A 24,787-nucleotide genomic window follows, 5' to 3' on the forward strand; every position below is an offset into this window, starting at 1 on the left:
CGTCCGAGATCAGTCGAGTTCGCCCCCCTGATGCCAACCAAGAGTTTTCTGTCGGGACTCATCCTGGCGTTCTGCGCCGTCGCGTCGCTTTGTTCGGTTGCTGCCGAGCGAAGAGCGCCCGCGCAAAGCAACAGCGCATCAACCACCCTGATCGAAACCGCCTCGCGACAGTATGAAAATGGCCAACCGGACCAGGCTGCTGCCACGCTGGAGCGTGCCCTGCATATCCAGCCGAACAATCCCGCGACCCTGCATTACCTCGGTGTGTTGCGTCTTCAGCAGGGGCAGTACCAGCAGGCCGAAACCCTGGCGGCGCGCTCGAACATGCGGGTTGGTGGCAATGTCGCGTTACGCAACCGCAACTTCCAATTGATCCAGGCGGCGCAGCAGGCCCAGGCTTCGGGTATTCCACCCAATGCCAAAGAGGACCTGGTCGCAGCACAGAAGGGGCTGCAAGAGGAGGCCCAAAGGCGCCGCGAAGCGGAATTGGCCGTTGCCGAGCAATCCACTTCCGACACTGGGCACGATGCTGGCAACTTCGCTCGCGCAGAGGCAGATCGGGTTCCGGCTGCGCCGATGGCTGGCAGAACCGGGCCCGAAGGAAAATTACAAATGGCTAATGTCGAGCCGGGGCGGGCGTACGCTGAGGTTGAGATCCCGCGCGACCATATGCCGCCTCCGGGCAAATGCCGAATCTGGTTTCCTGATCGTCCGCCGGGGCATCAGCCTGCACCCGGCAAATGCAAGAAGCTGCGACATCGGGTTCCGTCAGGAGCCTATCTGGTGCGCGGCTGAGTTCTGAGTGTCCACTTCTGGCTAGGGGGGTGTCCGTCGCGAGGGGCTGCAAACAACTGTGATCGGGATAAAGTTACCTGCCGAAAACGCTATCAAATGCGGACTGACCGATCGTCACCAATTGGATCAAGGCCAATTGACCGGTGATTGAGCTACTCGGCCTTTTTACCGGAGGTCACGAGTTCAATCGGATCCGTTATGTAGAACAAGCAGGTAGATATGCAGGGCGATGTTCAATCTGCCTGTACCGATCAACTATGATTTTTCGCTGGCGGATCACGTTGAGGGTAAACATGCGGAGCCTCGATTCTCTCCTTGAGCTTGGCAGCAAAGTCGTGAGCACTTTTTTCATGCCGAAACTGAACTCGTCTGATGCCAAAACATACAGACCAAAGAGCTTCTCTTTGACTGGATAGGTACTCGATTTTCACTGACATGATCATGTCTCCAAGGCGCGATCCAAGGGTTAAAAGTGGATTTCAGCGGTCTTGAGGCCCAAGTCTCGAAGCTCTGCGATCAGGTCATCCAGATGCCCGAAAGACTCGACTTCCTCGTTGTCATCTACCAAGAAATAACTTCTCCCGGCGTCCTTCTTGAAAAACACGATCCACTCCTTGGGGTTGGTCGGGTTTGCGATCACATGGGTGTCAAAGGTCACGCCTTCGGCGTGTTTGCATTTCACAGCTTTACGATTCATGTCAGTCACCACGCTACACGCGCTCTCAAGATTCTCTATTTGCAGTGCATGCCCGCCCAGCTCCATCTGAACTTTCTCTATAAACATTTCCAGCCGCCCGAAGCAGTGGATCAAGGGCATTTAAATTATCACTGTATGTTAATATTATGCACATGCATCCACTGAGGAGCTAGCCATGATTGCGATAGTTGAGGCATGGAAGGCGGGGTTGTTGGGGCGAGAGCATTGGCTGGGCAATATGGTGTCTGGCGTGATCGTCGGGGTCGTGGCGCTCCCTCTGGCAATGGCGTTTGCCATTGCATCTGGCGTCAAACCTGAGCAAGGCATCTACACCGCAATCATCGGTGGCCTGCTGGTTTCGCTCTTTGGGGGAAGCCGCTTGCAGATTGCCGGGCCGACAGGCGCGTTCATCGTGATTTTGGCGGGAGTCACGGCCGAGCATGGTGTTGACGGTCTGCAAATCGCCACGATGATGGCAGGTGCCATATTGTTATTGCTGGGGATGACCCGGCTCGGTGCAATCATCAAGTTTATCCCCGATCCGGTGATCGTCGGATTCACCGCAGGCATCGGCGTGATCATCTGGGTCGGACAGTGGAAAGACTTTTTCGGTTTACCGAGGATCAGTGGAGAGCATTTCCATGAAAAGCTCTGGCATTTGCTCCAGGCGCTCCCTGATCTTCATTTGGCCACGACCCTGCTGGCGGTACTTAGTCTTTTCCTGGTCATCACCGCGTCCAAAATGCCCGGACTCAAACGGGTACCTGGTCCATTAGTCGCAATGGCGGTAGCTACAGCGATACAGTCAACCTTTCATTTCGAGGGGGTAGCCACGATTGGCAGCGCATTTGGTGGCATACCTCAAGGCCTTCCAGCGTTGAGCCTGCCTGAAATCACGCTGTCTCGCGTCATCGATTTGATCGGTCCGGCGTTCACTATCGCCATGCTTGGAGCGATCGAATCACTGCTGTCGGCGATGGTGGCCGATGGCATGGCGGGCACTAAGCATGATTCCAATCAGGAGCTGATCGGTCAGGGAGTGGCTAATCTGGTCACGCCATTGTTTGGCGGTTTCGCAGCTACCGGAGCGATTGCCCGTACTGCAACCAATATCCGTAACGGCGGCACGAGCCCGCTGGCCGGCATTATGCACGCGGTCACGTTGGTGCTTATTATTCTGTTTCTGGCACCTCTGGCCTCAAACATTCCACTGTGCGCTCTGGCCGCCATTCTTTTCGTGGTCGCGTACAACATGAGCGAGTTGAAGCACTTCAAACGCATGGTCCAGCGGGCCCCTCGCGCAGACGTAGCTATTCTGCTCATCACTTTCAGTCTCACAGTGTTCAGTGACTTGGTGATCGCTGTGAATATCGGCGTCATCCTTGCGATGCTGCACTTCATGCGCCGCATGGCCTCATCTGTTGAGGTACAACAGGTAGTCGAGCACGAGCTTGAAGAAGAGTTGAGGGCCAATGGGCACACTCGCCTGCCGGCAGGCACATTGATTTATACGATTGAAGGGCCATTGTTCTTTGGCGCGGCTGAGACCTTCGAGCGAGTCTTGGCACAGACCCATACCGATCCACGTCTGCTGATTATTCGCTTGAAGCGTGTACCGTTCATGGATATCACTGGCTTGCAGGTGCTGGAGGAGGTCATTCAGCAACTGCACAAGCGCAATATCGTGGTGAAACTCTGCGAAGCGAACACGAAGGTGCTCAACAAGCTCGATAGGGTGGGTATCTTGCAAGAAATCGGCACGGAGCATTACCACGCCGACTTCAACACCGCGCTGGCTAAAGCGGTCAGCCTCGCAGAGGGTCCGTCGATCCTTTAGAGGCTTGCTGCCCGTGTCAGGTTATGACTTGGTACTGGCGGCATGCTTACTTTTGGTTGAATAGGTGGCACCGTGGGTGTCCAGGTAGTCACGAATCAGTTGACGGACCACCTGAGAAGGCGTCAGGTCTTGTGCTGCACAGAGTTTCTCGAAGGCTTTTTTCTTGACGGGATCAATGAGCACAGTGAGGCGCGCAGTCTTGCTTTCCATGGGGTATTCAATCGCTCAAGTCGCTAGATGTTAATCAAATTGTAATTGCCTTGTCCGGTGCTGTCACTGTGCTGCTCGTTACTTCGACTTTACTCACACGAAAAGATTTGGCTCTCACGGTGGGTGATGAGTCGGATCTGCTTCGACTCAGCGTGGATAATCCCCATCCGCAAGCAAGGGAGCAAATTTATTCCAGGCTAGCCGACTGCCTGCAACGGGTGGACTGTGGCTAGTCACGAGCGACCGGATATGGCCGCGGTCCGAAAAAGAAACCGCGGCAACCGATCAATCAGGCGGCGGGGAGCAGGCCTTTCTGTTTGGCAACATGAGTCGCCAGTGCGTCCATCAAATCCGGGGACAGGCAGTCATAGGGTTCCAGGCCGATCGAGCGCAGGCGCTCGCGAATAGCCTTCATTTGCGCTGGCGGTGTGCCGGTTTCGATGATGGAGGACACGAACGCCGCGAATCCCGGCGCCGCCCATCCGCTCTGTGGCGAAAGTTCGGTGTGGACGAAGTCCAGGCCATAAAACGCATGGTCCTTGTTCTCGATGCGCCCAAAGAGATGAGCGTGACACTGCTTGCAGGCGTGGCGCTGGATGGTGGCGGTTTCGTCGACAATTGCCAGTTTTTCGCTGTGGGCAATGACGCTGACCTTATCTCGAGGCACCACTGCGATGACGGCGAATGTCGCGTTTTGTGGTTTCCAGCATTTGCTGCATCCGCACGCGTGGTTATACAGAGTTTGTGCGTCGATCTTGACCTCGACCTTGTCGGTCGCACACAGGCATTGCAGGGTGCCACCTGTGAAATTCGCGGCGGCGGGTTGGATACCGTTGTCCAGTGCGGGGTGAAGTTGCAAGGTGCTCATGCTGGCGTCTCCGTTTCAGGGGGGGCGGACAAAATTGCCTGGGGCCGTACCTCAGACCGGTAGTTCAGCGACTTCGAGACGATGGTCAGGGCAGAGGTTGCAGGCTGGTTTTGAAGGTAGTGACCACTCGGTTACGGCCTTCGTGTTTAGCGTGATACAGGCGTTGATCGGCTATACGCAGAATTGCCTCGATGGTGTCGCCATCGCGACCGGATTGCGATACGCCGATGCTCACTGTAACCACGGTTGACCGCTGCAGGCCATGAAAGGAACTGTTTGCAACGGTGTTTCGCAGACGCTCAGCGATTTCGTGCGCGCCTTCAAGTGAAGTCTGAGGTAGCAGTATCATGAATTCTTCCCCGCCCACTCGGGCTACACCGTCATACGGCCGGATCGAATCGAGGCATTTCTCCACGAAACTCTTCAGGATGTCATCGCCAACCTGATGCCCGAAGCGATCGTTGATGGACTTGAAATTATCCAGATCGAGTGCCAACACGGAGAACGGCGCACCGCCGCGTTTGGTCCGGCCAATTTCGGCTTCGACCCGCTCCATGAACCGACGCCGATTATCAGCGCCTGTCAGTGGATCGGTCGCCGCAAGGTGCCCGAGTTTTTGATTGGTGCGCTGGAGCTCCTGCAGGGCGCTCTCGGTATACGCCATCGCCTCGGCAAGACGCACTATCAACTCCTCCTGGCTGTAAATCTTCGAAAACGACCGCGTGGTGAGGAACGCTTGCACTACCCCATAGCTCAGCATGAAGAATCCACCGGCGAAGATCGCGTGGGCGAGCCACCACATATGGTTCCACGGACGTGCAAGGATGAAGGCAAGAGAGGACAGCGCGAACGCGGTGACCGAGATGATGAAAATTGTCATCAGCGGCGAACGGATACGGCGCAGTACGAGTATTGTCACGGTCAATGTGGAAAGAACGAGGGCACCACCCTCCATCGAGAGGCGCACCGCGAGATCGCTGGCGATCGGCGAATTCGCGACGTACGCCACTGCCCCGTCAACCACCAGGAACAGTCCTATCCAGGTCAACCACGGGCGGGCCTTCATTCGTTGGTCCGCGGTATCAGGTGGGCGGTGGTACGACAGCATTGCGACTAACAGCAGAATCGACATGACCAGTCGAGAGGCTGGTCCATAAAGCAGGAAGAGCCAGATATTGTGGTGTGCTTGTTCGGTGAACGCACCGTGCAACGCGTAGATCAGAACAAAGCCGAGAAATCCAAGCGTCATCCATCGCAGCAGCGGATCTCCCGATGACTGATAGCAGCGCCACGTTACGTAGGTAACAAACAAGCCTGCCAAGGTGGCTGTCGTGATCGCAACTATATGGAACAGGTGATTCTCGAATAAAAGCGTGGGGTCCTGGAAAAAGTATAAGTAACCAATCAGATAGGCCGGAACAAACGCAAATCCTGCGAGCAGCAAGTAGGCGTAAACCCTGACCATGAGGCGAACGGCTTCAGGTGGTTCGTCGGTGGCGATGAGATTGCTCATGGTTCCCTCCAATCTTGAATCCATACAGCCAACACCGGTCCGGTGTTGGCGCCGCCTGCATGCCCACGGTCACTCGCATCAATACCCAAATACGGGATGGACCGGTCTATGGCATTTCAATTATGGATAAAAATTCAACCTTCTGATCAGAGTTTTTTCAGGAAGTCCAGTAGCAGCTCATTGACCTCTGTCGCGCGCTCTTGTTGTATCCAGTGGCCGGCACCTTCGAGGATATGACACCCGCGCAGTTCCGGCAGTGTCTGCGCGAAGGCTTCGATCTGCCGCGGGGAGCTCGGAAACTTCAGCACGCCGTCGCGGCTGCCCGCAATGAACATCGACGGCTGCCGGATAATGCAACCGCGCCAAGGTGCCAGCAGTGCCCATGAGCGAGTCATGTTGCGGTACCAGTTCAAGCCGCCGCGAAATCCGCTGCGGGTGAATTCGCGGGTGTAGTAGGCAATATCCTCGAGGTTTAGCCAGTCTGGCAGGGTTTCGGGCTCGATCATCGCGCCCAGGAAGCCCTGGCCTGGCTGCAGCCTGCCGAAAACCGGCCAATCGGGCCCGTCACCCGAGCCACTGAAGTAGATGCGCCGGATCGACGACTCGATGTCCCTTTCCAGCTCGGCCTCGGCCACACCCGGCGTCTGGAAATACTGGATGTAGAAGTCGCTGATACCCCGTGAGACAAGCGCACTGAGGAGCTCCACGCGCCCCGGTGGCGAGAAGGGAACACTCATGCCGACCACGGCGCGGAACAGATCGGGTCGCATCAATGCTGCGCTCCAGGCCACCTGCGCGCCCCAGTCATGGCCAACGATCACTGCTTGCTGTTCGCCGAGTGCATTGACCAACTCGACCATGTCGCCTACCAGGTGGAGCGTGGTGTAGGCGTCGGGTTCGGCTGGCGCATCCGTGCCGCCATAGCCGCGCATGTCGGGCGCTACCGCTCTGTAGCCGGCGGCCGCCAGCGCAGCAAGCTGGTTGCGCCACGAGTACCACAGCTCCGGGAATCCGTGGCACAGCAAGACCAACGGACCGGAGCCCTGGATGGCGACCTGCATGCGGATGCCATTGATGTCGAGCAGTTCGAGGTGTGGCTCGTTCATGTGCGCTTCCTGCTATTCAAGCGATGGCCTCCAGTAACCGCGGCAGATTCGCCAGAGCCTGCTGCTTGCTGACAGAGAGCCGATGCAGCTGCGCCAGTTTCTCGGTGTCGGCCTCTTGCATGCCCCTGACCACCGCCGTCATGAAGTACAAACGCGACTGCCTGACCCAGCGGGCCAGGCCTTCATGCTCTCCCCAGCGTAGTTGGTTACCCAGGTTGACCGCCCACATTCTGATCCAGTCCGTGGGGAGGTGAGGCGGGGGGACCATTGTGCAAAACGCGTTCATTTGCGTTTGATCCTCCAGGTGGCTTTCCACATAAGCGATCAAGGCCGCGCTGAACAACGGTTGGCAGGTGCTTACCATCAACAGGTTGATCTTGCCTCCGTCGAACACCTGCATTTCAGGCAGTGACGGAATGGCGCTGGCACTGCAATCAATGTGCAGAACGCCTGGGCTCGTGGCGATGCTTCCCTGCTCGAGCACAATGCGCGTTGGCTCGATCACTCGCACCCGCCCCAGGCGCACAATGTTGTCGATGCGTCGCAGCTCACGCAGTTCCGCCTGTGTGACGGTGGCGCAGCGGTAAGCAGTGGGTTCGACGGACTTGTCCAGGCGCAGGAGCTGGCCCGCCGCCTCAAGCCTGGAGAACAGGTCCGGGATCGAGTCCGCGGCGGCGATGGCCTCGAACTGTGCCGTGAGGCCGCCGATTGTTCGTTCGAAGCCGTCGAGGCCGGGTTGCAGGTTGGCCCGGTCGATCAACCACGGATCGTTCGGCATGATCCAGCAGATTTTTTCGGGCGCAACACCGTTTTGCAGGCACCACAGGCAGGCGTCGATCCCGGTCTTGCCCGATCCCACCACGACGTAGCCAGTGTGTGGGTGCCGGATCTTCGGCAGGTCGTTCAGTGGCACGCATTGCACGCCGGGCTCCACCGTGTATCTGGGCGGGCGGGTCGAGGGCACCGCCGTCTGGGCATGGGTGGCGTCCACCACCTTTTTGTACACCCGCACCTGATGGCTTACACCGCTAACGAGGGAGGTAAACCGGTGGTCGTCAATGCGGTCGCCGGTGTAGTCGCACATGGGGAAGTAACGGACCCGACCTGACGGCAGAAACTGCTGGTTCATCACCTGATCGAAGTAGCTCACCACCTCGGCGCCGGAGGCTAGCTCATACAAGCCCTCGTTCAGTGCCGTCGTGTCTTTCGTTCCGCTGCCCAGTTCCCGTGAGTTGACGCCATAGAAGGCCGAGGGCTGGTGCAATCGGACAAAGGGGTAGGCATCATTCCAGTGCCCGCCAGGTCGACCGTGTCGATCCACCATCACGATGCGTGCATTCGTTTCCTTGAGCAGCGTATCGACGAAGGCCATGGCCGTCGCGCCAGCCCCGATGACCAGGTAGTCGGTTTCGATAGGATTTGCGTCCATAAGGTTGCACCTTCCCGGAGGCTGCCCCTCCTTAACCTCCGAAGATTAGCCACCCATGCCGCGCGCAATAGAACGAATGCTCCTCACCCACATAACCAATGGAATTAATGGCTGCAGCCTGAATGTCCATACTCAAGTGGGCATGCGCGAAGAAACATCCAGCCATGCGGCCTGGATTTCAGTTAACCGGTAGTCAATGACCGCGCGGTAGACGGACGCCCCGAAAACCGTCCCGGTGAACAACTTGAACGCATTGTCAGGTGTATTTAACGGAATGTTCCATTTAACAACTTTCTGCCTCGGGCGCACGGAAGGCCTTACTGTAGTAGCCGGACTGGTCGAAGCAGCAAACCTGCTTCTTGCCGGATGCAAGCATATCGCAGGCATCACCAATTCTTTTTGCGCGCGTCTTAAGTTGCTTGGCTGAAGTAATCCAGTGAATCCAGTCTACTCGTGCGATGGTCGTCGTATTGTTCCAAACGTTACGAGCCTCGGGAGCGGCTGCCAGTGCCTCCTGAAAATCTGCCGGGATGTCAGGCTCGGGTTCCTTCTTCACAGGGGTTAGCTCGAGTGTAACGATATCCCCAACGGCCGCGCCTGCGGCCTCGAGTAACGCTCTACTTACCTGCAGCCAATGGCTCAGCTGACCATCGGGCTCAAGGGTTGCCTGGAAATGCTGTCCATTGATGGTGCCTTCAACGGTTGTCCTTCCTCGCCTCGGAAGCTGTTCACTCGCGTCTCTTGGCAGTACTACGAACGCCCACGACGTATCGTTACCAGGCTTTGCCGGACGAAGAAGCTTTGCTTCGAATCGGGATTTCACATCGATTGTTGTCATTGCAACTCCTCCAACTAATACGCCAAGCTCAGCTGCGGTCGTTACCCAGACCGACAGACAGGTGCCGATTCCGAGGTTCAGGGACGAGCGGTAACGGCACAATGTGACACATTCGGGATAAGACAGGTCAGTGATGCAGGCCGTTGCGAACCACTTGCCACTCACGCGGGGAATCGGGCTATCCAGTGCCTGGCAATCTCTTCGCGCCGGCAGATCCACACCGCATCGTGGCATTGCACGTAATCGAGAAAACGCGCCAGCGCCATCGCACGACCTGGGTGGCCACTGATCCGCCCATGCAGGCCGATGCTCATCATCTTCGGGTGTTGCGCGCCCTCCTGCCACAACAGGTCGAAAGCGTCCTTGAGCAGCTGGAATAAGTCTTCACCGCAGGCGAAACCATTGGGCAGCAGATAGCGGGCGTCGTTGTTGACCAGTGTGTAAGGAATCACCAGGTGGGCGGGCGAGCCTGGGAGCCAATAGGGCAGGTCATCGTTGTAGGCGTCCGAGCTATAGAGAAACCCACCTTCCTCACGCAACAGACGGCGGGTGTTCTGGCTGACCCTTCCTGTGTACCAACCCACGGGGCGCTTACCGCAGATCTGCTCGATCACGTCGAGAGTGAGGCGAATATGGCGCCGCTCCTGGTCTTCAGGCATGTCGCGATAGTCCAGCCAACGGTAGCCATGCCCGGCAATCTCATGCCCCGCAGCGCAAAGCGCCAGGCCAATGGCCGGGGTGAGTTCCAGTGCCCGGCCGACGGCGAAGGCGGTCAGCGGCAGGCCGCGGGCGCTGAACAGATCCAGAATGCGCCACACCCCCGCGCGCGATCCGTATTCGTACATGCCCTCGACGCTCAAGTCCGGTTCCCCCACACGTGGCGGGCGGCCCGGCAGCTCGTGAAGCCAGGCCTCCGACTGGGCATCGCCATTAAGGAGGCATGACTCCGCGCCTTCTTCGATATTGAGTACGAACTGGACCGCGACGCGCGCCTCACCGGGCCAACGCGGGTGGGGCGGGCAGCCGCCATATCCGATGAGGTCGCGAGCAGACATCAGCCCAGCTCGAAGGTTGTGACGCCGAACACACGTTCGTGCGCGATCGCCGGAGGAGGGCCGAGGTACATGCGTGCGCAGCCGAAAACCTCGAGCATGCCCTGTTGGTGCACGAGTGCCATCGCGGCGGGGTTATTCTCCGGGGCATCGAGAAACAGCGGGCCACCCTCGGCAAATTCCGCCAGGCGCGCATAGAGGGCATTGGCTGCCAGGGCGTCATCGGCGAACAAGGGGCCGATCTTGTAGCCTTCCCGGCAGCGCCTTACTACGCCATAGCCGTTTAGCCTGCCCGCGCGCCGGCAACCCACGGCGAGCGCATCGGCCTGGGCTATCCACCCGCTCAGGAAACTTGCGCGCGCGGCGGGAAAACAGGTGCGGTCGTAATCGACAACCTGATCGAACGGGAAGGAGGCCAACGGGACGATGTCCTGGCCGTCTACCTGCGAAGTCGTCGGGCGGGCGGTGAGATCGGCGCGAAAACGCATGTTGCGATGGGAGAAGACGAAACCACCCTTGGCGTAGTAGTCCTGCATCGCGAAGACGCCGTCCATGCCGATGCTCGCGCCTGGGCGCAGTCGGGCGAGGAGTCGCTCGCGGCGTGCGTGCCAGAGGGTATCGCCCAGGCCTTGACCGCGATATTCAGGCCGGACGATGAAAAAACCCATGAAGCCGAATTCGCCATTGTAGGAGGTGATGGCACCGCCGCCGATCAATTCGCCGCCCCGGGACGCCGCGATGAAGGCGGCAGGGTCCGTCGCCCAGAACAGCTCGGCATCGTGAAGGCCGGGATTCCAACCCTCACGGGCAGCCCAATCGACGAGCTCGTCCAGCTCGGGACGGGTCATGTTGCGTATGACCAGCTGATTCGACACCGCGAAGTTCTCCTCAGTCGCTATTGACGGTATGCCCGACCCGGGTAAAAAAGAGGGTAGCAGGGCACCACCTGTTTGCCATTGGCCTGTCTACCGACCGCTTTGACCCGGAGCATCGGCGGGTTCTTCGCGGATAAACAGCGCGAGCATGCCCAAACTGAACGGTCTTTTGTCCCAGTATCACAATATTGTGTCCTGAAAAGCTGAGTGCAAGGCGCCCTCCGAGGGCTACCTTCAAGCCGACTACTGAAAATAGATGGAGGTAGAAAGTGGATGCACTCACTGCAATGCGCATTGGTCAATCCTGACCGCCGACCCCCTGCTCAAGAACGTTCTGCCGGGCAACAACATGACCCTGGCCATGTAGATGCACTCCCGTGCGGGCTTTGAAGAGACTATCGCTCGCCGTCCGGCTACACGCTTGATAACAACAATAAAATAAAGACTTCGAGGAGGCTGCATGGCCTTTCATCCAATCGTCGCCGACGATGACGACGCTGGTTGCGTCAGCGTTTCGCGCCAATATGCCTGGATCGTTTTTGCACTGACGTTCGGCCTGTTGATTTCCGATTACATGTCGCGTCAGGTGCTGAACGCGGTGTTCCCGTTGCTCAAGACCGAGTGGGCGCTGAGCGACGGACAGCTCGGCCTGCTCAGTGGCATCGTTGCCCTGATGGTGGGGCTGCTGACGTTTCCCCTGTCGTTGCTGGCCGACCGTTTCGGCCGGGTCAAGAGCCTGGCGCTGATGGCGTTGCTGTGGAGCGTGGCGACCCTGGGTTGCGCGCTGGCTCAGGACTACCAGCAGATGTTCATCGCGCGATTCATGGTCGGTGTCGGTGAGGCTGCCTACGGCAGCGTCGGCATCGCCGTGGTGATTTCGGTGTTCCCCAAACACATGCGGGCCACCCTGACCAGTGCCTTCATGGCCGGCGGATTGTTCGGCGCTGTCTTAGGGATGGCCCTGGGCGGCGCCATCGCGGCCAAGCTGGGCTGGCGCTGGTCGTTCGCCGGCATGTCGTTGTTTGGCCTGGTGCTGGCGATGCTTTATCCGCTGATCGTCAAGGAAGCGCGCATTGCGCCATCACGTGTCGCTCCAGTGGCGAACAAGGCAACGGTGGCGGTCAAGCGTCCGCTGCGCACGCTGTGGTCCAGCCGTTCGGTGGTGTCGACCTACATCGGCAGCGGCTTGCAGTTGTTCGTCGGCGGTACGGTGATGGTGTGGATTCCCAGCTACCTCAATCGCTACTACGACATGCCCACCGACAAGGCCGGTGGCATGGCGGCGGGCATCGTGTTGTGCAGCGGTGTGGGGATGATTGTGTGCGGCATGCTCAGCGACCGCCTGTGTCGGCACTCACCGGAGCGCAAGGTCAGCCTGGCCATCGGCTTCTGCCTGGGCAGTTGCCTGTTGCTGTCGACGGCCTTTGCCTTGCAGGCAGGGCCGGTGCAACTGCTGCTGATCTGCCTGGGCATGTTGATTGCCACCGGCACTACAGGCCCCAGTGGCGCGATGGTTGCCAACCTGACCCATTACTCGGTGCACGGTACGGCATTCGCCACGCTGACCCTGGCCAACAACCTGCTGGGGCTGGCGCCGGGGCCGTTCATCACCGGCCGGGTGTCGGACCTCATCGGTCTGCATGCCGCGTTTCAACTGGTGCCATTGATCAGCCTCGTCGCGGCGGCGGTGTTCTTTTATGCCAAGTGTCATTACCACAAAGACATTGCCCGCCTTCAGGGGCAGAGTGTTCCTGAGTCCATGAGCGAATTCGGGCTGGAGGTGAAACTGTGAGTCGTCGTTAACATCCCGACCTGTGCCACAAACACCGTTTTTTGCGGCGACTGTACCAGCAGTCGCCGTTTTTTTTGCCGTGTGTTCAGAATGACTTGGAGGCGGCAGCGTCCGAACCGGACTGTTTCTGCGCGCTGCGCCACACCGCCGGCGGCATGCCGAACTGGTTGATGAACCAGCGGGTAAAGGAGCTCGCCATGGAGAAGCCGAACATGTCGGCAATGTGGCTCAGCGAGTGGTTCGGGTTTTCCATATAACGCAGTACCAGGGCGCGGCGCACATCGTTGATCAGGTCGCTGAAGGCACAGCCATGGTCCTTGAGGCGACGTTGCAGGGTGCGCACGTTCATCCCCTGGTGCTGGGCGATCTGCTCAATGGTGGCGCGGCCCATGGGCAACAGCAGGTAGATGGCCTTGCGCACTTCGAACAGCGTCGAGGTGGTCTCGGGGCTTTGCAGCGAGTCCAGGTAGCTCTGGGCATGACGGGCCATGGTCGGGTCGGCATCGGGGTTGATCATGTCGAGGCTGGCGACAGGGCAAACGATGCCATTGAACTCGCTGCCGAATTCCAGGTTGCAGCCGAATACGCGTCGATGCAGGTACAGGTTGTCCGGCGGCTGGTGCATGAAGTTGACGCTGTAAGGGCGCCAGTGCGAGCCGAGCAGGGCCGAGCACAGACCGAACGTCACGCCGATGGCCAGCTCCGTGGCCTGGCGACTGGGCATCGGCGACTCGGTGACCATTTCTTCACGGATGATCACCATCTTGCCGCACTCTTCAACGAAGATGGCCAGCGAGTCATTCATCAGATGACGGTAGCGCACCATCACCTGCAGCGCTTCGCGCAGGGTGCGTTGATGGCTGAGCAGCAGGCTGACCACGCCGAAGTCCGATAACTGGCGCGACTCGGCCATGCTCAGGCCGAAGGTCTGGCAACCGCTGGCGATGGCCGAATCTTCCAGCAGACGCACGGCGGCATCGATGGGAATGCGCGATTCCGGGTCTTGCAGCTGAGCCTTGTTCAGGCCTGCGACTGCCATGACGTCGAGCGGGTTGAATCCCAGGTCCTGGGTAACGTCCAGGTATTTGGTCAAAACGGCGGCGCGAACAAGCGTGGGCATGCGTAGGACTTCCCTCGGCCGATGGTGACGTGAAGATGTGTTGCGCGATCGGGCGCTGTTCTGATGATGTTTGCGCTGCTCCCGGGACGATCCCGGTGGGGGACTGCAAGTAGCGCGATCAGATCCAGGATCGTATTTTTTTGCATCACCATCGAATGGGTTGCTGGACCCGAATTCACGAACCGCTGGAGCCATCAAGGACCCAGGATCCTGGGCGGTCTACGTGTATCCGGTAGGTGTTGTGGCCCCCATCAACGGAGCAGGGGCCACTGACCCATAGTAGGTTGCACGAGCGCGGTGCAAGGAGCATTTCGGGACAGAATCTTCGCGTATTGGGACGCTTGCGCAAGGGTGGCGGGGTCAGAAACGTCGGGGGTGCGAGGCTCAGGCAATGTGGCTGGCCAACAGGCTTGAGTCGGCCATTAACCTGCTTTCTTATTCAGGCGACAGGGGCCCGGATGCCGTCTTGCTCGCTCGGTAGGAGACGGCCCAAGCCGAGGGTGTCTTGCCAAAACGGCTGCGGAACCAGCGTGAAAAATCACCGGCAGAGGAAAAACCGAGGAGTTCGGCGACTTCATACAATCGGCGCTTGCTGTTGGCCAGATACTCTTCGGCGAGTTCGGCGCGTACGGTATTCATGATGGTCGTGACACTCTCTCCCTCGGCTGCCAGGTGTCGGTTGAGGGTGCGTCGGTGCATTCCGAGATGCTGGGCCACGCCATCGACGGAGCACAGTCCGCTTGGCAGCAGCATCTTGACGATCTGGCGTACCCGCTGCGCCGGTTCGTCGCGCAGGTTGGCCAACTGCATGTCCAGCGATCGCTTCACCTCGCGATGCAACGCGGGGTCGGCCGTGGGAATAGGCAGGTCCAGATCATGCCGACGGCATACGATGGCATTGAATTCCTGGGAAAACTCGATGTTGGTACCCAACACGCGGTGGTGCACTTCGAGGCTGGAAGGTCGCTCGTGAGTGAAACTGACCCTTACCGGCCGGAAGGCATGGCCGCTCAGGATGCTCAACGTGCGAAGCATAATACCGGTTGCCTGTTCAATCGCCTGGCGCCAGACGCCACGATGGCCCTGCATGTTTACACCCACATGCAGCAGGGTCAGGTCGCCTGCATCCTCGAGCCACATTTGCACACCGGCGTTATGCAAGCGCGTATAGCGAAAGCACGATTGCAGCGCTGCGCGAAGTGTTGGCTCTTCGCGGATGAGCAGCGCGAGCATGCCAAAGTTGGAGAGGTGCCGGGTTTCCGCAAGCAGCAGCCCGAAGGCCTCCTGGCCGGACAGGCGGGCTGACTCCTCCAGCAGCCAGCCTACCGAATCGCTGCTGATCATGATGTTGGGATCGTCGAGGACACTGGCCGGTAGCCGGGTCATGCGCAGCATGCGAAATGGATCGAGCCCCACTGAACGGGCAACCTGCTCAAAGTCGGTAAGGCTGGCGCTGCGCGTCAAGGTATACATGCTTGGCCTCGTGTCCCAGTTTCACCAGATTGTGTCCCGGGAAGCTTAGTGCAGGACAGCCGCCCAAGGCTACCTTCACGCCGACAATGACAACAAAGATGGAGGTAGATAATGGACACGCGCACCGCTACAGGTATCGGCCAGCCGCTCGCGGCAAGGGTGCAGGTGGACGCCGATGACCCCGATGCATTCAACCACTGCTTTGCCGAACTCAACGGCATTCGCATGCATTACATCGACGAGGGACAAGGGCCTCTCGTCATCCTGCTGCACGGTTTTCCTTACCTTTGGTACATGTGGCGGCGCCAGATCGCGGTACTGGCCGAGGCCGGTTATCGAGTCGTGGTCCCTGATCAACGGGGGTTTGGCCAAACCGATCGACCCGATGCCATTGAAGCCTATGACATGAGTCAGGCCGTCGGCGACATGGTCGGCTTGATGGCGACGCTGGGCGAAACATCGGCTGTGATCATCGGGCACGACCTGGGCGCCTGGGTGGCCCAGGCGGCGGCCATGCTGCGGCCGGATCTGTTCCGTGGCCTGGTGATGCTCAATACGCCAGTGCCGCCGCGGGGCAAGGTCAAGCCGACCATAGGCTTGCAGGCAATGGCGAAGGGCAGGGTGTATCACCACCTGTATTTCCAGCAGCTCCACAAGCCGGACCGCGAGTTGGCCAGCGATCCGCGCAAGACCTTGCGCAGCGTCTTCTACTCGATCTCCGGCAGCGCTGTCGGGGCTGAACGCTGGCGCCTGTTCGTCGAACCTGGTGAACCCATTCTCAACGCGTTCACTGAGCCGAAGGGCGAGTTCCCGTCATGGCTGAGCCCACGGGCGCTCGACTACTACGTCACTGAATACACGCGCACAGGGTTTACCGGTGCCTTGAACTACTACCGCTGTCGTGACCGGAACTGGGAGATCACCGCGTTTCTCGACGGTGCGCTGGTACGCCAGCCGAGTATGTTCATTGGCGGTGCCGCCGACCCTTCGCTGGAACCGGACGAAATCCGCGCGCTCTACGAACGGCTCGACACTTATCTGCCCGGGCTGCAGAAGAAGGTCTTGCTACCCGGCGTGGGCCACAGCGCCGCGGAAGAAAGCGTCGATCAAGTCAATGAATTACTCCTGACCTTTCTCGAGCAACTGGAGCGCTAGAAACAAGTGCACTGTGCGTGGTCGCGATCACTCGCGGCCACGCACAGTGCTTACACTCGTTCAGCCGGCAACCTTGACCAGCAGATGGTCACCGAACTGCTCGCGCAGACGGTTCTTCTGGATCTTGCCCGTAGCACCCAACGCAATCGTATCGACAAAGATCACATCATCCGGCGTCCACCACTTCGCGATCTTGCCTTCATAAAATGCGAGCAGTTCTTCTCGCGTCAGTGTCGCTTGCGGCTTCCTGACGACGATCAGCAATGGGCGTTCGTCCCACTTGGCGTGTCTGGCGGCAATGCAGGCCGCCTGGGAGACTGCCGGATGGCCCATCGCAATGGTTTCCAGCTCGATGGAGCCTATCCATTCGCCGCCCGACTTGATCACATCCTTGCTGCGATCGGTGATCTGCATGAAGCCATCGACGTCGATGGTCGCTACATCGCCGGTTGGGAACCACCCTTGGCCTGCGTGCTCGAGCAGCGGCGAACTGTTCGTTTCGTTCCTGAAATAATCGCGCACCACCCAGGGTCCACGCACCAACAGCTCACCCGAGGTTGCGCCGTCCCAGGGTAATTCCATGCCATCGGCGTCAACGATCTTCATGTCGACGCCAAACACCGCCCGGCCTTGCTTGGATTGCACGACATGACGCTCTGCCGGGGACATTTCGAGGTGCCTGGCCTTCAGGGCGCCGACGGTTCCGATAGGGCTCAGCTCCGTCATCCCCCAGACGTGCAATACCGCTACGCCGTAGGTTTGCTCAAAGGTGTGCAGCATGGACGGGGGGCAGGTCGCGCCACCAATGATGCTGCGTTTCATGCTGGAGAATTGCCGGCCGGTTTTTTCCAGATGACCAAGCAAGCCTTGCCACACGGTCGGGACACCCGCGGACAGTGTCACCTGCTCGGCTTCGAGCAGTTCGAACAGCGATGCTCCGTCCAGGGCCGGTCCGGGAAATACAAGTTTTGCCCCGACCATGCACGCGATGTAGGGAAGTCCCCAGGCGTTGATATGGAACATCGGCACAACGGGCAGGATCACGTCGTGCGCCGAACAATTCAGGGCATCGGGGAGCGCGGCGGCATAGGTGTGCAGCACCGACGAGCGATGACTGTACAAAACCCCTTTCGGGTTGCCCGTCGTGCCAGAGGTGTAGCAGAGCGTACTGGCGGCATCCTCGTCGAAAACCGGCCAGGCGTAGCCGGCGGATCCCTGTTGAAGGAGGTCTTCATAGCACAGCAAGTTGTCGATGCCGGCATCCTTGGGCATACGCGCCTGATCGGTCATGGCGATGAACGCCTTGACCCCATTGCAGCGCCCGGCGATGGCCTTGATCAGTGGCAGGAAGGTCAAGTCGAAGAAGATGTACTGGTCTTCGGCGTGATTGGCGATGTAGGCGACCTGGTCTTCATGCAGGCGAGGGTTGATGGTATGCACAATGGCACCCATGCCGGCAACGCCGTAGTACAACTCCAGGTGCCTATAGCCATTCCATGCCAGTGTACCGATTCGCTCGGAAGGCTTGACGCCCAGGCGGGTCAGCGCGCTGGCCAGCTGGCGCGCGCGGCGGTGGCAGTCACGGAAGGTGTAGCGATGGATATCGCCCTCCACCCGACGGGATACGATCTGCGTATCGCCGTGATGGCGGTCGGCATGTTCAATGAGTGAGGAAATCAAAAGCTGCTTTTGCATCATCAGGCCTTTCATGGCATCGCTCCGTTCGCTTGTCTGTGATCGGGGAGCGAGCAGGCGGCCAGGCCCGGGTCAGATGTCGCGTCAAGACCGCGACCCGACACAGCCTGTTTCCCTCCCCTGAATGATTGCCAACCGGCAACTGGCCCGGTCGCCCCTTGAACCAGAGGCGCCGGGTTTTCCCGTGAAATCCGGGTCAGTTGAATGCCGTCAGGTCCTTCGGCGCGATGTCATGTTGCTCGCAATAAGCCAGATAGCGTTGCAACCCGGTCTTCCAGTTCTCCAGCGCGACGATGTTGTCGTTGCCGTCCAGGAACGCGAGATCGCCCGTCACTTGAACCAGCATGAGCGAATACCCGTCCGTGGTCCCCGTGCTGACGACTTCAGGGGTGTGAGTCGACGCGGCCGTCTCGTAGACGATGCTGCCGGGGCCGGCGATCCAGTCGTGTTCCTTGTATTTCCACTGGCCTTCGATCGTGTAGACCATGACCGTGCCCGTGTGGTGGTGCTTGGGCAGTTGCATGTCCAGCGGCGCCTTCATCATGACAATCCATTCACCGCGAATCGGGTCAAGCTTGAAGTACTTCAGCAGGACGTTTTCGGCATAGGGCGTAAAGGGAATCCACGGCAGCGATTCGCCATCGATGACTGCGGTGTCGACGTGTTCATAGAGCATGTCATTTCTCCAATAATGCGGTTCAGATCGAATATTTGTCGGCAGTCAGGACCGTCCGACGATTTCTGCTGGTCGGGTGCCCCGGTTACTCCGGGGAGACTGTCCGGATCAGTTGAGCGGGGTACCCGCGAGGGTTGCGCGCAGCATCTTTCTGGGTGCATTGCCGTAGTCCGCCACCGCGTAGTGCTGGACTTGCAGGTTGTCCCACATGGCAATCGTGTTGGTTCGCCACTTCAGGCGTACCTGGTACTCCGGAATGGCAGCCTGGGACATCAGGTAGTTCATCAGGTGATGAGCCTCTGGCATGAAGTCCTGGCCGTAGCGGATATCCTCGAAGTTGAAGAAGTTCGAGAAGTGGGTCGTGAACGCGGAGTTGACGAACAAGACCTTTTCGCCGGTCTCCGGATGGGTAAGCACCACCGGGTGTTCAACGGCGGGGTTCTTCGCGGCCATCCCATGACGCTCTTCGCGTGGCAACTGGGCGCCGAAAGTCTGCTCGGCGCCATGCTTTGCATACAGACCGTCGATTCGTTGCTTGATGGCCTGCGGCAGTTTTTCGTAAGCCATCACCATGTTGGAAAACAAGGTATCGCCGCCGGCCTCCGGCCCCATCTCGCAGCGCAAAACCGCACCGCGGGGCGGCGCCGGCTTGTAGGTGACATCGGCATGCCAGAGGTTTTCGCGGCTGGCCTTTTCGACATAGCTCTTGGGTTTACCCGGATCGAGATTGCGATACAGCATCAGCAGCTTGTCCGCCTCCGGATGGCTCGGTGCCAGAGGGTGGGCTTCCAGTTCGCCGAATTGCGCGGCGAAGTGCTGTTGCTCCAGGGGGGTGATGTCCTGGTCGCGGAAGAACAGCACTTTGTGCTTCAACCACAGTGCCCTGATTTCTGCGATCAGTTCGGGGTCCTGGGCAGCGTCGGCCAGGTTGACGTTGCTGAGCTCGGCACCGATGGCGGGGGAGCAAATCTGCACCTTGATCGAATGCTGGCGCACTGACGAGCGGATAATGGCGGGTGCCGAGGCGGGAAGAGGTGAAGGAGCGTCTTGGGGTGCGGCGACTGTTGTCATTGTTGTCTCCAATCCGTGCTTGTCCGGGTGCGCTGTGCACATCCGGTATAGGTAGCGGGTCCCTGCTAGTGGGGCAGGGATGCAGGTCCAATAGTAGGTGTCCAGGGCGCAATGTCATGGGCATGGCGGGACAGTTTCTTCGCATATTGGGACGCTGGAGAGGAGGAGAACGAACAAAGTTGCTCGCGGGCTGCAGTACCCGGCCGGTCTGCATCTGACTGCGCAATTGGAGAGTCGCCTGCGCAATCGGGGAGGTTGGCGGGCAGTGCAATCGCTAGTTTAGGGTCCATTCAGCAACAAGACCTCGCTAAAGGAAGGCTTATGCAATACAGGCTTGCCATCGCCCACTGTGGGCCCTGCGCTTTTGAGTCGACTAAGGGAAACCTTTAGCCGGGTTGAAGATTTCCCCCCAGAGGATGCTGTTCATCTCGATATCGGCGCGGCGCCTGCTGACTTACCTTGGTTAGACAAGAGGCGTGTCGTCGTGGCGGACTGTTCCATTGAGCCCGCCTGGCGTTTTACCCCCATAACAACAATAGGCCTGACAATGCTCGAACCCATCGTTCTCTATATCCCTGATGCAATCCGCCTTCCTGCGCAAGAAGGCTCGGTGTTCGGCTGCCGGCATTTTTAATTTTCAGTTCGAATCTGCTCCTATAAATACAGTGCCCAGCACATACAAGTGTGGAGAAGTTAGATGTATCAGGTAAAACAATCTTGCCGTGGGCTCGGTATTGCCGGCGTGTTGGGAATGATCTGTTCACCATTGGCAGTCTATGCCGATGTTGTCGATGACAGTCACTTGAAAGTGGATACGCGCAACTTCTACTTGCACCGTAACTACACCAATAACAACGCGCCGGTTTCTGAAGTGCATAGTTGGTCTCAGGGTTTCGATGCGCAGTTTACGTCCGGTTATACCGACACGGCCCTGGCCATCGGCCTTGATGTGGATGCGCAGTACGCCGTGCGCCTGGATTCGTCGGGCAACGACGGTTCGCTGCCCTACAGCGTCCGTGACCAGCAGACGGCCGATGACTACAGTCGCGCCGGTGCAACCTTCAAGATGCGCTACAGCAAGACCGAGCTGAAGGTGGGTGACCTTCGCCCACAATTGCCGGTGGCGTACGATGACACCAGCCGGCAACTGGATACGATCTATCAAGGGGCTGTGGTCGAGTCCAGGGAAGTCGACGGGTTGACGATGACCGGTGGCCGGTTCTGGTCTGCCGTGACGCGGGAATCTTCCAACCACGAGAAACTGTACAAGTTTGGCTCCACCGATAATCTCGACAGTGACGGCCTGGATTTCGGCGGCGCAACTTACGACATTACCAAGAACCTGCAAGCCAGTTATTTCTACGGCGTGTTGCACGATATTTATCAGCAACACTATTTTGGCCTGATGCATATGGCTGACCTGGGTAATGGCTACAAACTTAAAACCGACTTGCGCTACTTCAATAACAATGAAGATGGCAATGCCTTGAACGGTGAGATCGACAACCGTTCCTACGGTGGCTTGTTCACTTTGCTCAAAGGCGCGCACATGTTTGGCCTCAGTTACCAGCGCATGCTTGGTGACAGCGTGTTCCCGACGATGAACGGTTATATCCCGCAACCTTACCTGGTGCACTGGTCGTCCCTGGGGTTTGTCCGCCCGGATGAAAAGTCCTGGGGCGCGCGCTACAGCTATGACTTTGCCGGGATGGGCATGCCGGGGCTCAAGCTCTACACCCGCTACATCAAGGGTACCAACTGGGACCGAGGCAACAACCTGAGCGACAACCAGGAAAGCGAACGCTTCCTGGGGCTCAGCTACGTGGTCCAGAGCGGAGCGCTGCAAGGCCTGGGGCTGGACCTGCGCAACATCGACGTGAAACAGAAGTACGGCTACGACTACAACGAATTCCGTGTCGCCACGACCTACACCTGGAAGTTCTGGTAAGCCCGGTCCACCCAGGGATTGACCCCATAACAATAAGAGGCCTGACCATGTTCGAACCCTTTGTCCTTTGCATCTGCCCCGCAACTTCCCAGTCGGTGTGCTGTGCACCGTCACCCGGCGCGCTGCGCGCATGAGCGGATTCCAAGAGGAGCAAACACTAGTGAATATCTAGGTCGATAACGCGGTCCTGCAGCAGCAGAAGAAGAAAACCTACATTTACGAGTGGTACGTGGTCGGCTTGTGCATGATCGCCTACATCTTTTCATTTGTGGATCGGCAGATCCTGGCGCTGATGATCGAGCCGATCAAAGCCGACCTGCAGATCAGCGACACCCAGTTCAGCTTGCTGCACGGGCTGGCCTTTTCGTTGTTCTATGCGTTCATGGGCATGCCCATCGCCTATCTGGCCGACCGCTTCTCCCGGCCGAAGATCATCGCCGTCGGCGTGGTGTTCTGGAGCCTGGCGACGGCGGCCTGCGGCCTGAGCAAGAACTTCCTGCACATGTTCCTCGCCCGCATTGGCGTTGGCGTCGGCGAAGCGGCCCTGTCGCCCTCGGCCTATTCGATGTTCAGCGACATGTTCCCCAAGGAGAAACTCGGCCGCGCCGTGGGCATCTACTCGATCGGCTCGTTCGTCGGTGGTGGCCTGGCCTTCCTGGTGGGCGGCTATGTGATCGCGATGCTCAAGGACATGAACACCATTGAGGTCGCCGTTCTCGGCGCGATGAAGGCCTGGCAGCTGGCGTTCTTCATTGTCGGCCTGCCCGGCATCGTGGTCGGCCTGTTGATCTGGCTCACCGTGCGCGATCCGGCGCGCAAAGGCCTGCAGGTCGATGCGCAGGGTCGGGCGAAGAAGGTCGCGATGAGCGATGGCTTGCGCTTCCTTGGCCGCCACCGTGCCACTTTCACCTGCCATTACCTGGGCTTTTCGTTCTACGCCATGGCCCTGTTCTGCTTGATGAGCTGGAGCCCGGCGCTGTACATCCGCAAGTTTGGCCTGTCGCCGATGGAGGCTGGCTACATGCTCGGCACCGTGCTGTTGGTGGCCAACACCGCCGGGGTGCTGTTCGGTGGATGGCTCACCGACTACCTGGCCAAGAAAGGTCATCAGGACGCTGCCATGCGCACTGGCGTCATCGGTGCCCTCGGCATGGCGGTGCCGGCCGTGCTGTTCTCGCAAGTCGATCAACTTTGGCTGTCGGTGACCCTGTTGGTGCCGGCGATGTTCTTCGCTTCGTTCCCGATGCCGGCGTCCACGGCAGCGATGCAGATCCTCGCGCCGAACCAGGTACGTGCGCAGGTATCGGCGGTGTTCCTGCTGATCAGCAACCTGCTGGGGTTGGGCCTGGGCACCACGCTGGTGGCGCTGTTGACCGACCGCTACTTCGGATCGCCTGCGGCAGTCGGCTCGTCGATGTCGCTGGTGATCGCCGGCGCCTCGGCATTGACCGTACTTCTACTGTGGCGTGGTTGCCGTCATTTCCGCGAAAGCTATGCCCGTGAGCACCCGACCCGGGCCTGATTGGTCATAGTCCACGATCGGCGCCCCGGCCTCGCTCCTGTTAAAGGGAGCGGGGCCGAGGTGCTCCAGGTCAGGAGAACCCTTGATGTTGAATGACGTACACCTGCTTGAACGGCACAGCCTGCTCAGCTCGGCCGATTACCGCGAGATCAAGGACAAGGTCAGCCAATACCTGTGCCCCCACAGCTTCAACGTGCTGTGTGACGAGCCGATCCACACCCGGCTCAACGGCGTATTCTTCGGCGATTCGGCACTGCTCGACCTGCGCTATGGCGCGCCGGTGGAGATCACCATCGGCGACATTACCGATCAGTACCTGTTTCGCATCACCTTGCAGGGGCATTGCGAAGTGGCCCACGGGCGGCGCAGCGCGGCGATGCAGTCGGGCTACCTGAGCGTTTCCTCGCCGTTCGCGCAAAGCCGCATCGTCACCGATGGCGAGTGCCGCAACCTGATCCTGCGCGTCGACCGTGATGCCCTGGAGACGCAACTGCAACGCCTGCTTGGCCGCAGCCTGCGACAGTCGGTGATCTTTGATGTCAGCGTCGACCACCTGGGCGTCGGGGTCGTCAGCCTCTATCACACCCTGGACTACATTTGCCGGCTGTACGGCAGCGGCGTTGACGGTTCGCGCCTGGCCAGCGGCCTGTCCGAATACCTGATGCAGTTGCTGCTCACTCAGCTGCCGCACAACTACTCGGCGGATCTGTTGATCGACTCGCGCGCGCCGCTGCCGCACCACGTGAAAAAGGCCCGTGACTACATCGAGGAACACCTCGACGAACCGATCAGCCTGACGACCCTGAGCGAACTGTGTGGCGTCTCGGTGCGCACCTTGCAGAACGGCTTCAACCAGTTCCTCCAGCAGGCGCCGGTCGAGTACATCCGCGACCGTCGCCTGGCGGTGATCCACGAATCGCTCAAACAGGGCAGGGCCGGCGAGACCGTCACCGATATCCTGTTGCGTCATGGCATCAACAGCTTCGGGCATTTTTCCAGCGCCTACCGGCAGCGCTATGGTTGCCTGCCGTCGGACACCCTGCGGCGGCAAAAGCATTGAGACTCCTGCGCAATCCGTCATTCGGCTGCGCAATCGGATGAGTCCGTGGCGGTGC

The 24,787-nt window shown here is 59.2% G+C and carries 21 protein-coding genes; 7 read left to right on the forward strand and 14 right to left on the reverse strand.

Annotated elements, in window-relative coordinates:
* Nucleotides 1-30 precede the first annotated feature (30 nt).
* Entirely contained in the window at nucleotides 31-795 is a 765-nt protein-coding gene (locus ACMDB8_RS11355) for a tetratricopeptide repeat protein (RefSeq protein ID WP_409079387.1), read from the forward strand.
* Nucleotides 796-1,261: 466 nt separating this feature from the next.
* Here ACMDB8_RS11355 and ACMDB8_RS11360 read toward each other — a convergent pair whose 3' ends face one another.
* Nucleotides 1,262-1,492 carry a hypothetical protein gene (locus ACMDB8_RS11360; protein ID WP_056723133.1) on the reverse strand — a complete coding sequence of 77 codons (231 nt, stop codon included), beginning with the start codon at nucleotides 1,490-1,492 and terminating at the stop codon, nucleotides 1,262-1,264.
* 175 nt (nucleotides 1,493-1,667) lie between these two features.
* Between ACMDB8_RS11360 and ACMDB8_RS11365 the strand changes: the two genes are divergently transcribed.
* The gene (locus ACMDB8_RS11365) at nucleotides 1,668-3,329 is read left to right on the forward strand and encodes a SulP family inorganic anion transporter (protein ID WP_409079388.1); all 1,662 of its coding nucleotides are present in this window, start codon (nucleotides 1,668-1,670) and stop codon (nucleotides 3,327-3,329) included.
* Nucleotides 3,330-3,350: 21 nt separating this feature from the next.
* Here ACMDB8_RS11365 and ACMDB8_RS11370 read toward each other — a convergent pair whose 3' ends face one another.
* The 8 genes from ACMDB8_RS11370 to ACMDB8_RS11405 form a co-directional block, all read right to left on the reverse strand.
* Nucleotides 3,351-3,539, reverse strand: a complete 189-nt coding sequence (locus ACMDB8_RS11370) for a ribbon-helix-helix domain-containing protein (protein ID WP_056722830.1) — start codon at nucleotides 3,537-3,539, stop codon at nucleotides 3,351-3,353.
* A gap of 289 nt (nucleotides 3,540-3,828) precedes the next feature.
* Nucleotides 3,829-4,407: an S-(hydroxymethyl)glutathione synthase gene (gfa, locus tag ACMDB8_RS11375; protein ID WP_409079389.1), complete on the reverse strand. Its 579-nt coding sequence runs from the start codon at nucleotides 4,405-4,407 to the stop codon at nucleotides 3,829-3,831.
* 85 nt (nucleotides 4,408-4,492) lie between these two features.
* Nucleotides 4,493-5,920 carry a GGDEF domain-containing protein gene (locus ACMDB8_RS11380; RefSeq protein WP_409079390.1) on the reverse strand — a complete coding sequence of 476 codons (1,428 nt, stop codon included), beginning with the start codon at nucleotides 5,918-5,920 and terminating at the stop codon, nucleotides 4,493-4,495.
* A 146-nt stretch (nucleotides 5,921-6,066) separates the two neighbouring features.
* On the reverse strand, nucleotides 6,067-7,026 hold the full coding sequence (locus ACMDB8_RS11385) for an alpha/beta fold hydrolase (RefSeq protein WP_056722824.1): 960 nt from the start codon (nucleotides 7,024-7,026) through the stop codon (nucleotides 6,067-6,069).
* Nucleotides 7,027-7,042: 16 nt separating this feature from the next.
* Nucleotides 7,043-8,455 carry an FAD/NAD(P)-binding protein gene (locus ACMDB8_RS11390; protein ID WP_223541631.1) on the reverse strand — a complete coding sequence of 471 codons (1,413 nt, stop codon included), beginning with the start codon at nucleotides 8,453-8,455 and terminating at the stop codon, nucleotides 7,043-7,045.
* Between the two features lie 283 nt (nucleotides 8,456-8,738).
* Nucleotides 8,739-9,293 carry a YdeI/OmpD-associated family protein gene (locus ACMDB8_RS11395; protein ID WP_056722819.1) on the reverse strand — a complete coding sequence of 185 codons (555 nt, stop codon included), beginning with the start codon at nucleotides 9,291-9,293 and terminating at the stop codon, nucleotides 8,739-8,741.
* A 161-nt stretch (nucleotides 9,294-9,454) separates the two neighbouring features.
* The gene (locus tag ACMDB8_RS11400) at nucleotides 9,455-10,348 is read right to left on the reverse strand and encodes a polysaccharide deacetylase family protein (RefSeq protein ID WP_409079391.1); all 894 of its coding nucleotides are present in this window, start codon (nucleotides 10,346-10,348) and stop codon (nucleotides 9,455-9,457) included.
* Complete coding sequence (locus ACMDB8_RS11405) at nucleotides 10,348-11,220, reverse strand: GNAT family N-acetyltransferase (RefSeq protein WP_056722814.1); 873 nt, start codon at nucleotides 11,218-11,220, stop codon at nucleotides 10,348-10,350. The genes ACMDB8_RS11400 and ACMDB8_RS11405 overlap by 1 nt, the downstream gene beginning before the upstream one ends.
* Before the next feature lie 460 nt (nucleotides 11,221-11,680).
* Between ACMDB8_RS11405 and ACMDB8_RS11410 the strand changes: the two genes are divergently transcribed.
* Nucleotides 11,681-13,012, forward strand: a complete 1,332-nt coding sequence (locus ACMDB8_RS11410; protein WP_056722811.1) for an MFS transporter — start codon at nucleotides 11,681-11,683, stop codon at nucleotides 13,010-13,012.
* 85 nt (nucleotides 13,013-13,097) lie between these two features.
* Here the strand turns inward: ACMDB8_RS11410 and ACMDB8_RS11415 are convergent, their stop codons facing one another.
* Together ACMDB8_RS11415 and ACMDB8_RS11420 are read right to left on the reverse strand one after the other, a co-directional pair.
* On the reverse strand, nucleotides 13,098-14,132 hold the full coding sequence (locus tag ACMDB8_RS11415) for an AraC family transcriptional regulator (protein WP_056722808.1): 1,035 nt from the start codon (nucleotides 14,130-14,132) through the stop codon (nucleotides 13,098-13,100).
* A gap of 435 nt (nucleotides 14,133-14,567) precedes the next feature.
* The gene (locus tag ACMDB8_RS11420; RefSeq protein WP_223541629.1) at nucleotides 14,568-15,605 is read right to left on the reverse strand and encodes an AraC family transcriptional regulator; all 1,038 of its coding nucleotides are present in this window, start codon (nucleotides 15,603-15,605) and stop codon (nucleotides 14,568-14,570) included.
* Between the two features lie 111 nt (nucleotides 15,606-15,716).
* Between ACMDB8_RS11420 and ACMDB8_RS11425 the strand changes: the two genes are divergently transcribed.
* On the forward strand, nucleotides 15,717-16,760 hold the full coding sequence (locus ACMDB8_RS11425; RefSeq protein WP_201783875.1) for an alpha/beta fold hydrolase: 1,044 nt from the start codon (nucleotides 15,717-15,719) through the stop codon (nucleotides 16,758-16,760).
* 60 nt (nucleotides 16,761-16,820) lie between these two features.
* On the opposite strand, the gene ACMDB8_RS11430 is transcribed toward ACMDB8_RS11425, so the two are convergent.
* The 3 genes from ACMDB8_RS11430 to ACMDB8_RS11440 all read right to left on the reverse strand — a co-directional run bounded on the left by ACMDB8_RS11430 (nucleotide 16,821) and on the right by ACMDB8_RS11440 (nucleotide 20,112).
* Nucleotides 16,821-18,470: a 3-(methylthio)propionyl-CoA ligase gene (locus ACMDB8_RS11430; protein WP_056722805.1), complete on the reverse strand. Its 1,650-nt coding sequence runs from the start codon at nucleotides 18,468-18,470 to the stop codon at nucleotides 16,821-16,823.
* Between the two features lie 181 nt (nucleotides 18,471-18,651).
* The gene (locus ACMDB8_RS11435; protein ID WP_056722803.1) at nucleotides 18,652-19,131 is read right to left on the reverse strand and encodes a 2,4'-dihydroxyacetophenone dioxygenase family protein; all 480 of its coding nucleotides are present in this window, start codon (nucleotides 19,129-19,131) and stop codon (nucleotides 18,652-18,654) included.
* Between the two features lie 108 nt (nucleotides 19,132-19,239).
* Nucleotides 19,240-20,112, reverse strand: coding sequence for a TauD/TfdA dioxygenase family protein (locus ACMDB8_RS11440; protein WP_409079398.1), 873 nt, complete (start codon nucleotides 20,110-20,112; stop codon nucleotides 19,240-19,242).
* A gap of 787 nt (nucleotides 20,113-20,899) precedes the next feature.
* Between ACMDB8_RS11440 and ACMDB8_RS11445 the strand changes: the two genes are divergently transcribed.
* From ACMDB8_RS11445 to ACMDB8_RS11455, 3 genes are all read left to right on the forward strand, one after another.
* Entirely contained in the window at nucleotides 20,900-22,150 is a 1,251-nt protein-coding gene (locus tag ACMDB8_RS11445; RefSeq protein WP_056722799.1) for an OprD family outer membrane porin, read from the forward strand.
* Nucleotides 22,151-22,394: 244 nt separating this feature from the next.
* Nucleotides 22,395-23,672, forward strand: a complete 1,278-nt coding sequence (locus ACMDB8_RS11450; RefSeq protein WP_409079392.1) for a spinster family MFS transporter — start codon at nucleotides 22,395-22,397, stop codon at nucleotides 23,670-23,672.
* An 85-nt stretch (nucleotides 23,673-23,757) separates the two neighbouring features.
* Nucleotides 23,758-24,732 (forward strand): AraC family transcriptional regulator, encoded by a 975-nt coding sequence (locus ACMDB8_RS11455; RefSeq protein WP_409079393.1) that lies wholly within the window; start codon nucleotides 23,758-23,760, stop codon nucleotides 24,730-24,732.
* Nucleotides 24,733-24,787: the final 55 nt, after the last annotated feature.

The organism is Pseudomonas monachiensis, from assembly GCF_047345015.1.
GTDB lineage: Bacteria > Pseudomonadota > Gammaproteobacteria > Pseudomonadales > Pseudomonadaceae > Aquipseudomonas > Aquipseudomonas monachiensis.

Coding starts and splice junctions, on each gene's coding strand:
- ACMDB8_RS11395 (WP_056722819.1), bottom strand. CDS start 9,293: ATGACAACAATCGATGTGAAATCCCGATTCGAAGCAAAGCTTCTTCGT.
- ACMDB8_RS11435 (WP_056722803.1), bottom strand. CDS start 19,131: ATGCTCTATGAACACGTCGACACCGCAGTCATCGATGGCGAATCGCTG.
- ACMDB8_RS11390 (WP_223541631.1), bottom strand. CDS start 8,455: ATGGACGCAAATCCTATCGAAACCGACTACCTGGTCATCGGGGCTGGC.
- ACMDB8_RS11385 (WP_056722824.1), bottom strand. CDS start 7,026: ATGAACGAGCCACACCTCGAACTGCTCGACATCAATGGCATCCGCATG.
- ACMDB8_RS11420 (WP_223541629.1), bottom strand. CDS start 15,605: ATGTATACCTTGACGCGCAGCGCCAGCCTTACCGACTTTGAGCAGGTT.
- gfa (WP_409079389.1), bottom strand. CDS start 4,407: ATGAGCACCTTGCAACTTCACCCCGCACTGGACAACGGTATCCAACCC.
- ACMDB8_RS11400 (WP_409079391.1), bottom strand. CDS start 10,348: ATGTCTGCTCGCGACCTCATCGGATATGGCGGCTGCCCGCCCCACCCG.
- ACMDB8_RS11360 (WP_056723133.1), bottom strand. CDS start 1,492: ATGAATCGTAAAGCTGTGAAATGCAAACACGCCGAAGGCGTGACCTTT.
- ACMDB8_RS11455 (WP_409079393.1), top strand. CDS start 23,758: ATGTTGAATGACGTACACCTGCTTGAACGGCACAGCCTGCTCAGCTCG.
- ACMDB8_RS11450 (WP_409079392.1), top strand. CDS start 22,395: ATGATCGCCTACATCTTTTCATTTGTGGATCGGCAGATCCTGGCGCTG.
- ACMDB8_RS11410 (WP_056722811.1), top strand. CDS start 11,681: ATGGCCTTTCATCCAATCGTCGCCGACGATGACGACGCTGGTTGCGTC.
- ACMDB8_RS11430 (WP_056722805.1), bottom strand. CDS start 18,470: ATGAAAGGCCTGATGATGCAAAAGCAGCTTTTGATTTCCTCACTCATT.
- ACMDB8_RS11445 (WP_056722799.1), top strand. CDS start 20,900: ATGTATCAGGTAAAACAATCTTGCCGTGGGCTCGGTATTGCCGGCGTG.
- ACMDB8_RS11425 (WP_201783875.1), top strand. CDS start 15,717: ATGGACACGCGCACCGCTACAGGTATCGGCCAGCCGCTCGCGGCAAGG.
- ACMDB8_RS11380 (WP_409079390.1), bottom strand. CDS start 5,920: ATGAGCAATCTCATCGCCACCGACGAACCACCTGAAGCCGTTCGCCTC.
- ACMDB8_RS11370 (WP_056722830.1), bottom strand. CDS start 3,539: ATGGAAAGCAAGACTGCGCGCCTCACTGTGCTCATTGATCCCGTCAAG.
- ACMDB8_RS11355 (WP_409079387.1), top strand. CDS start 31: ATGCCAACCAAGAGTTTTCTGTCGGGACTCATCCTGGCGTTCTGCGCC.
- ACMDB8_RS11365 (WP_409079388.1), top strand. CDS start 1,668: ATGATTGCGATAGTTGAGGCATGGAAGGCGGGGTTGTTGGGGCGAGAG.
- ACMDB8_RS11415 (WP_056722808.1), bottom strand. CDS start 14,132: ATGCCCACGCTTGTTCGCGCCGCCGTTTTGACCAAATACCTGGACGTT.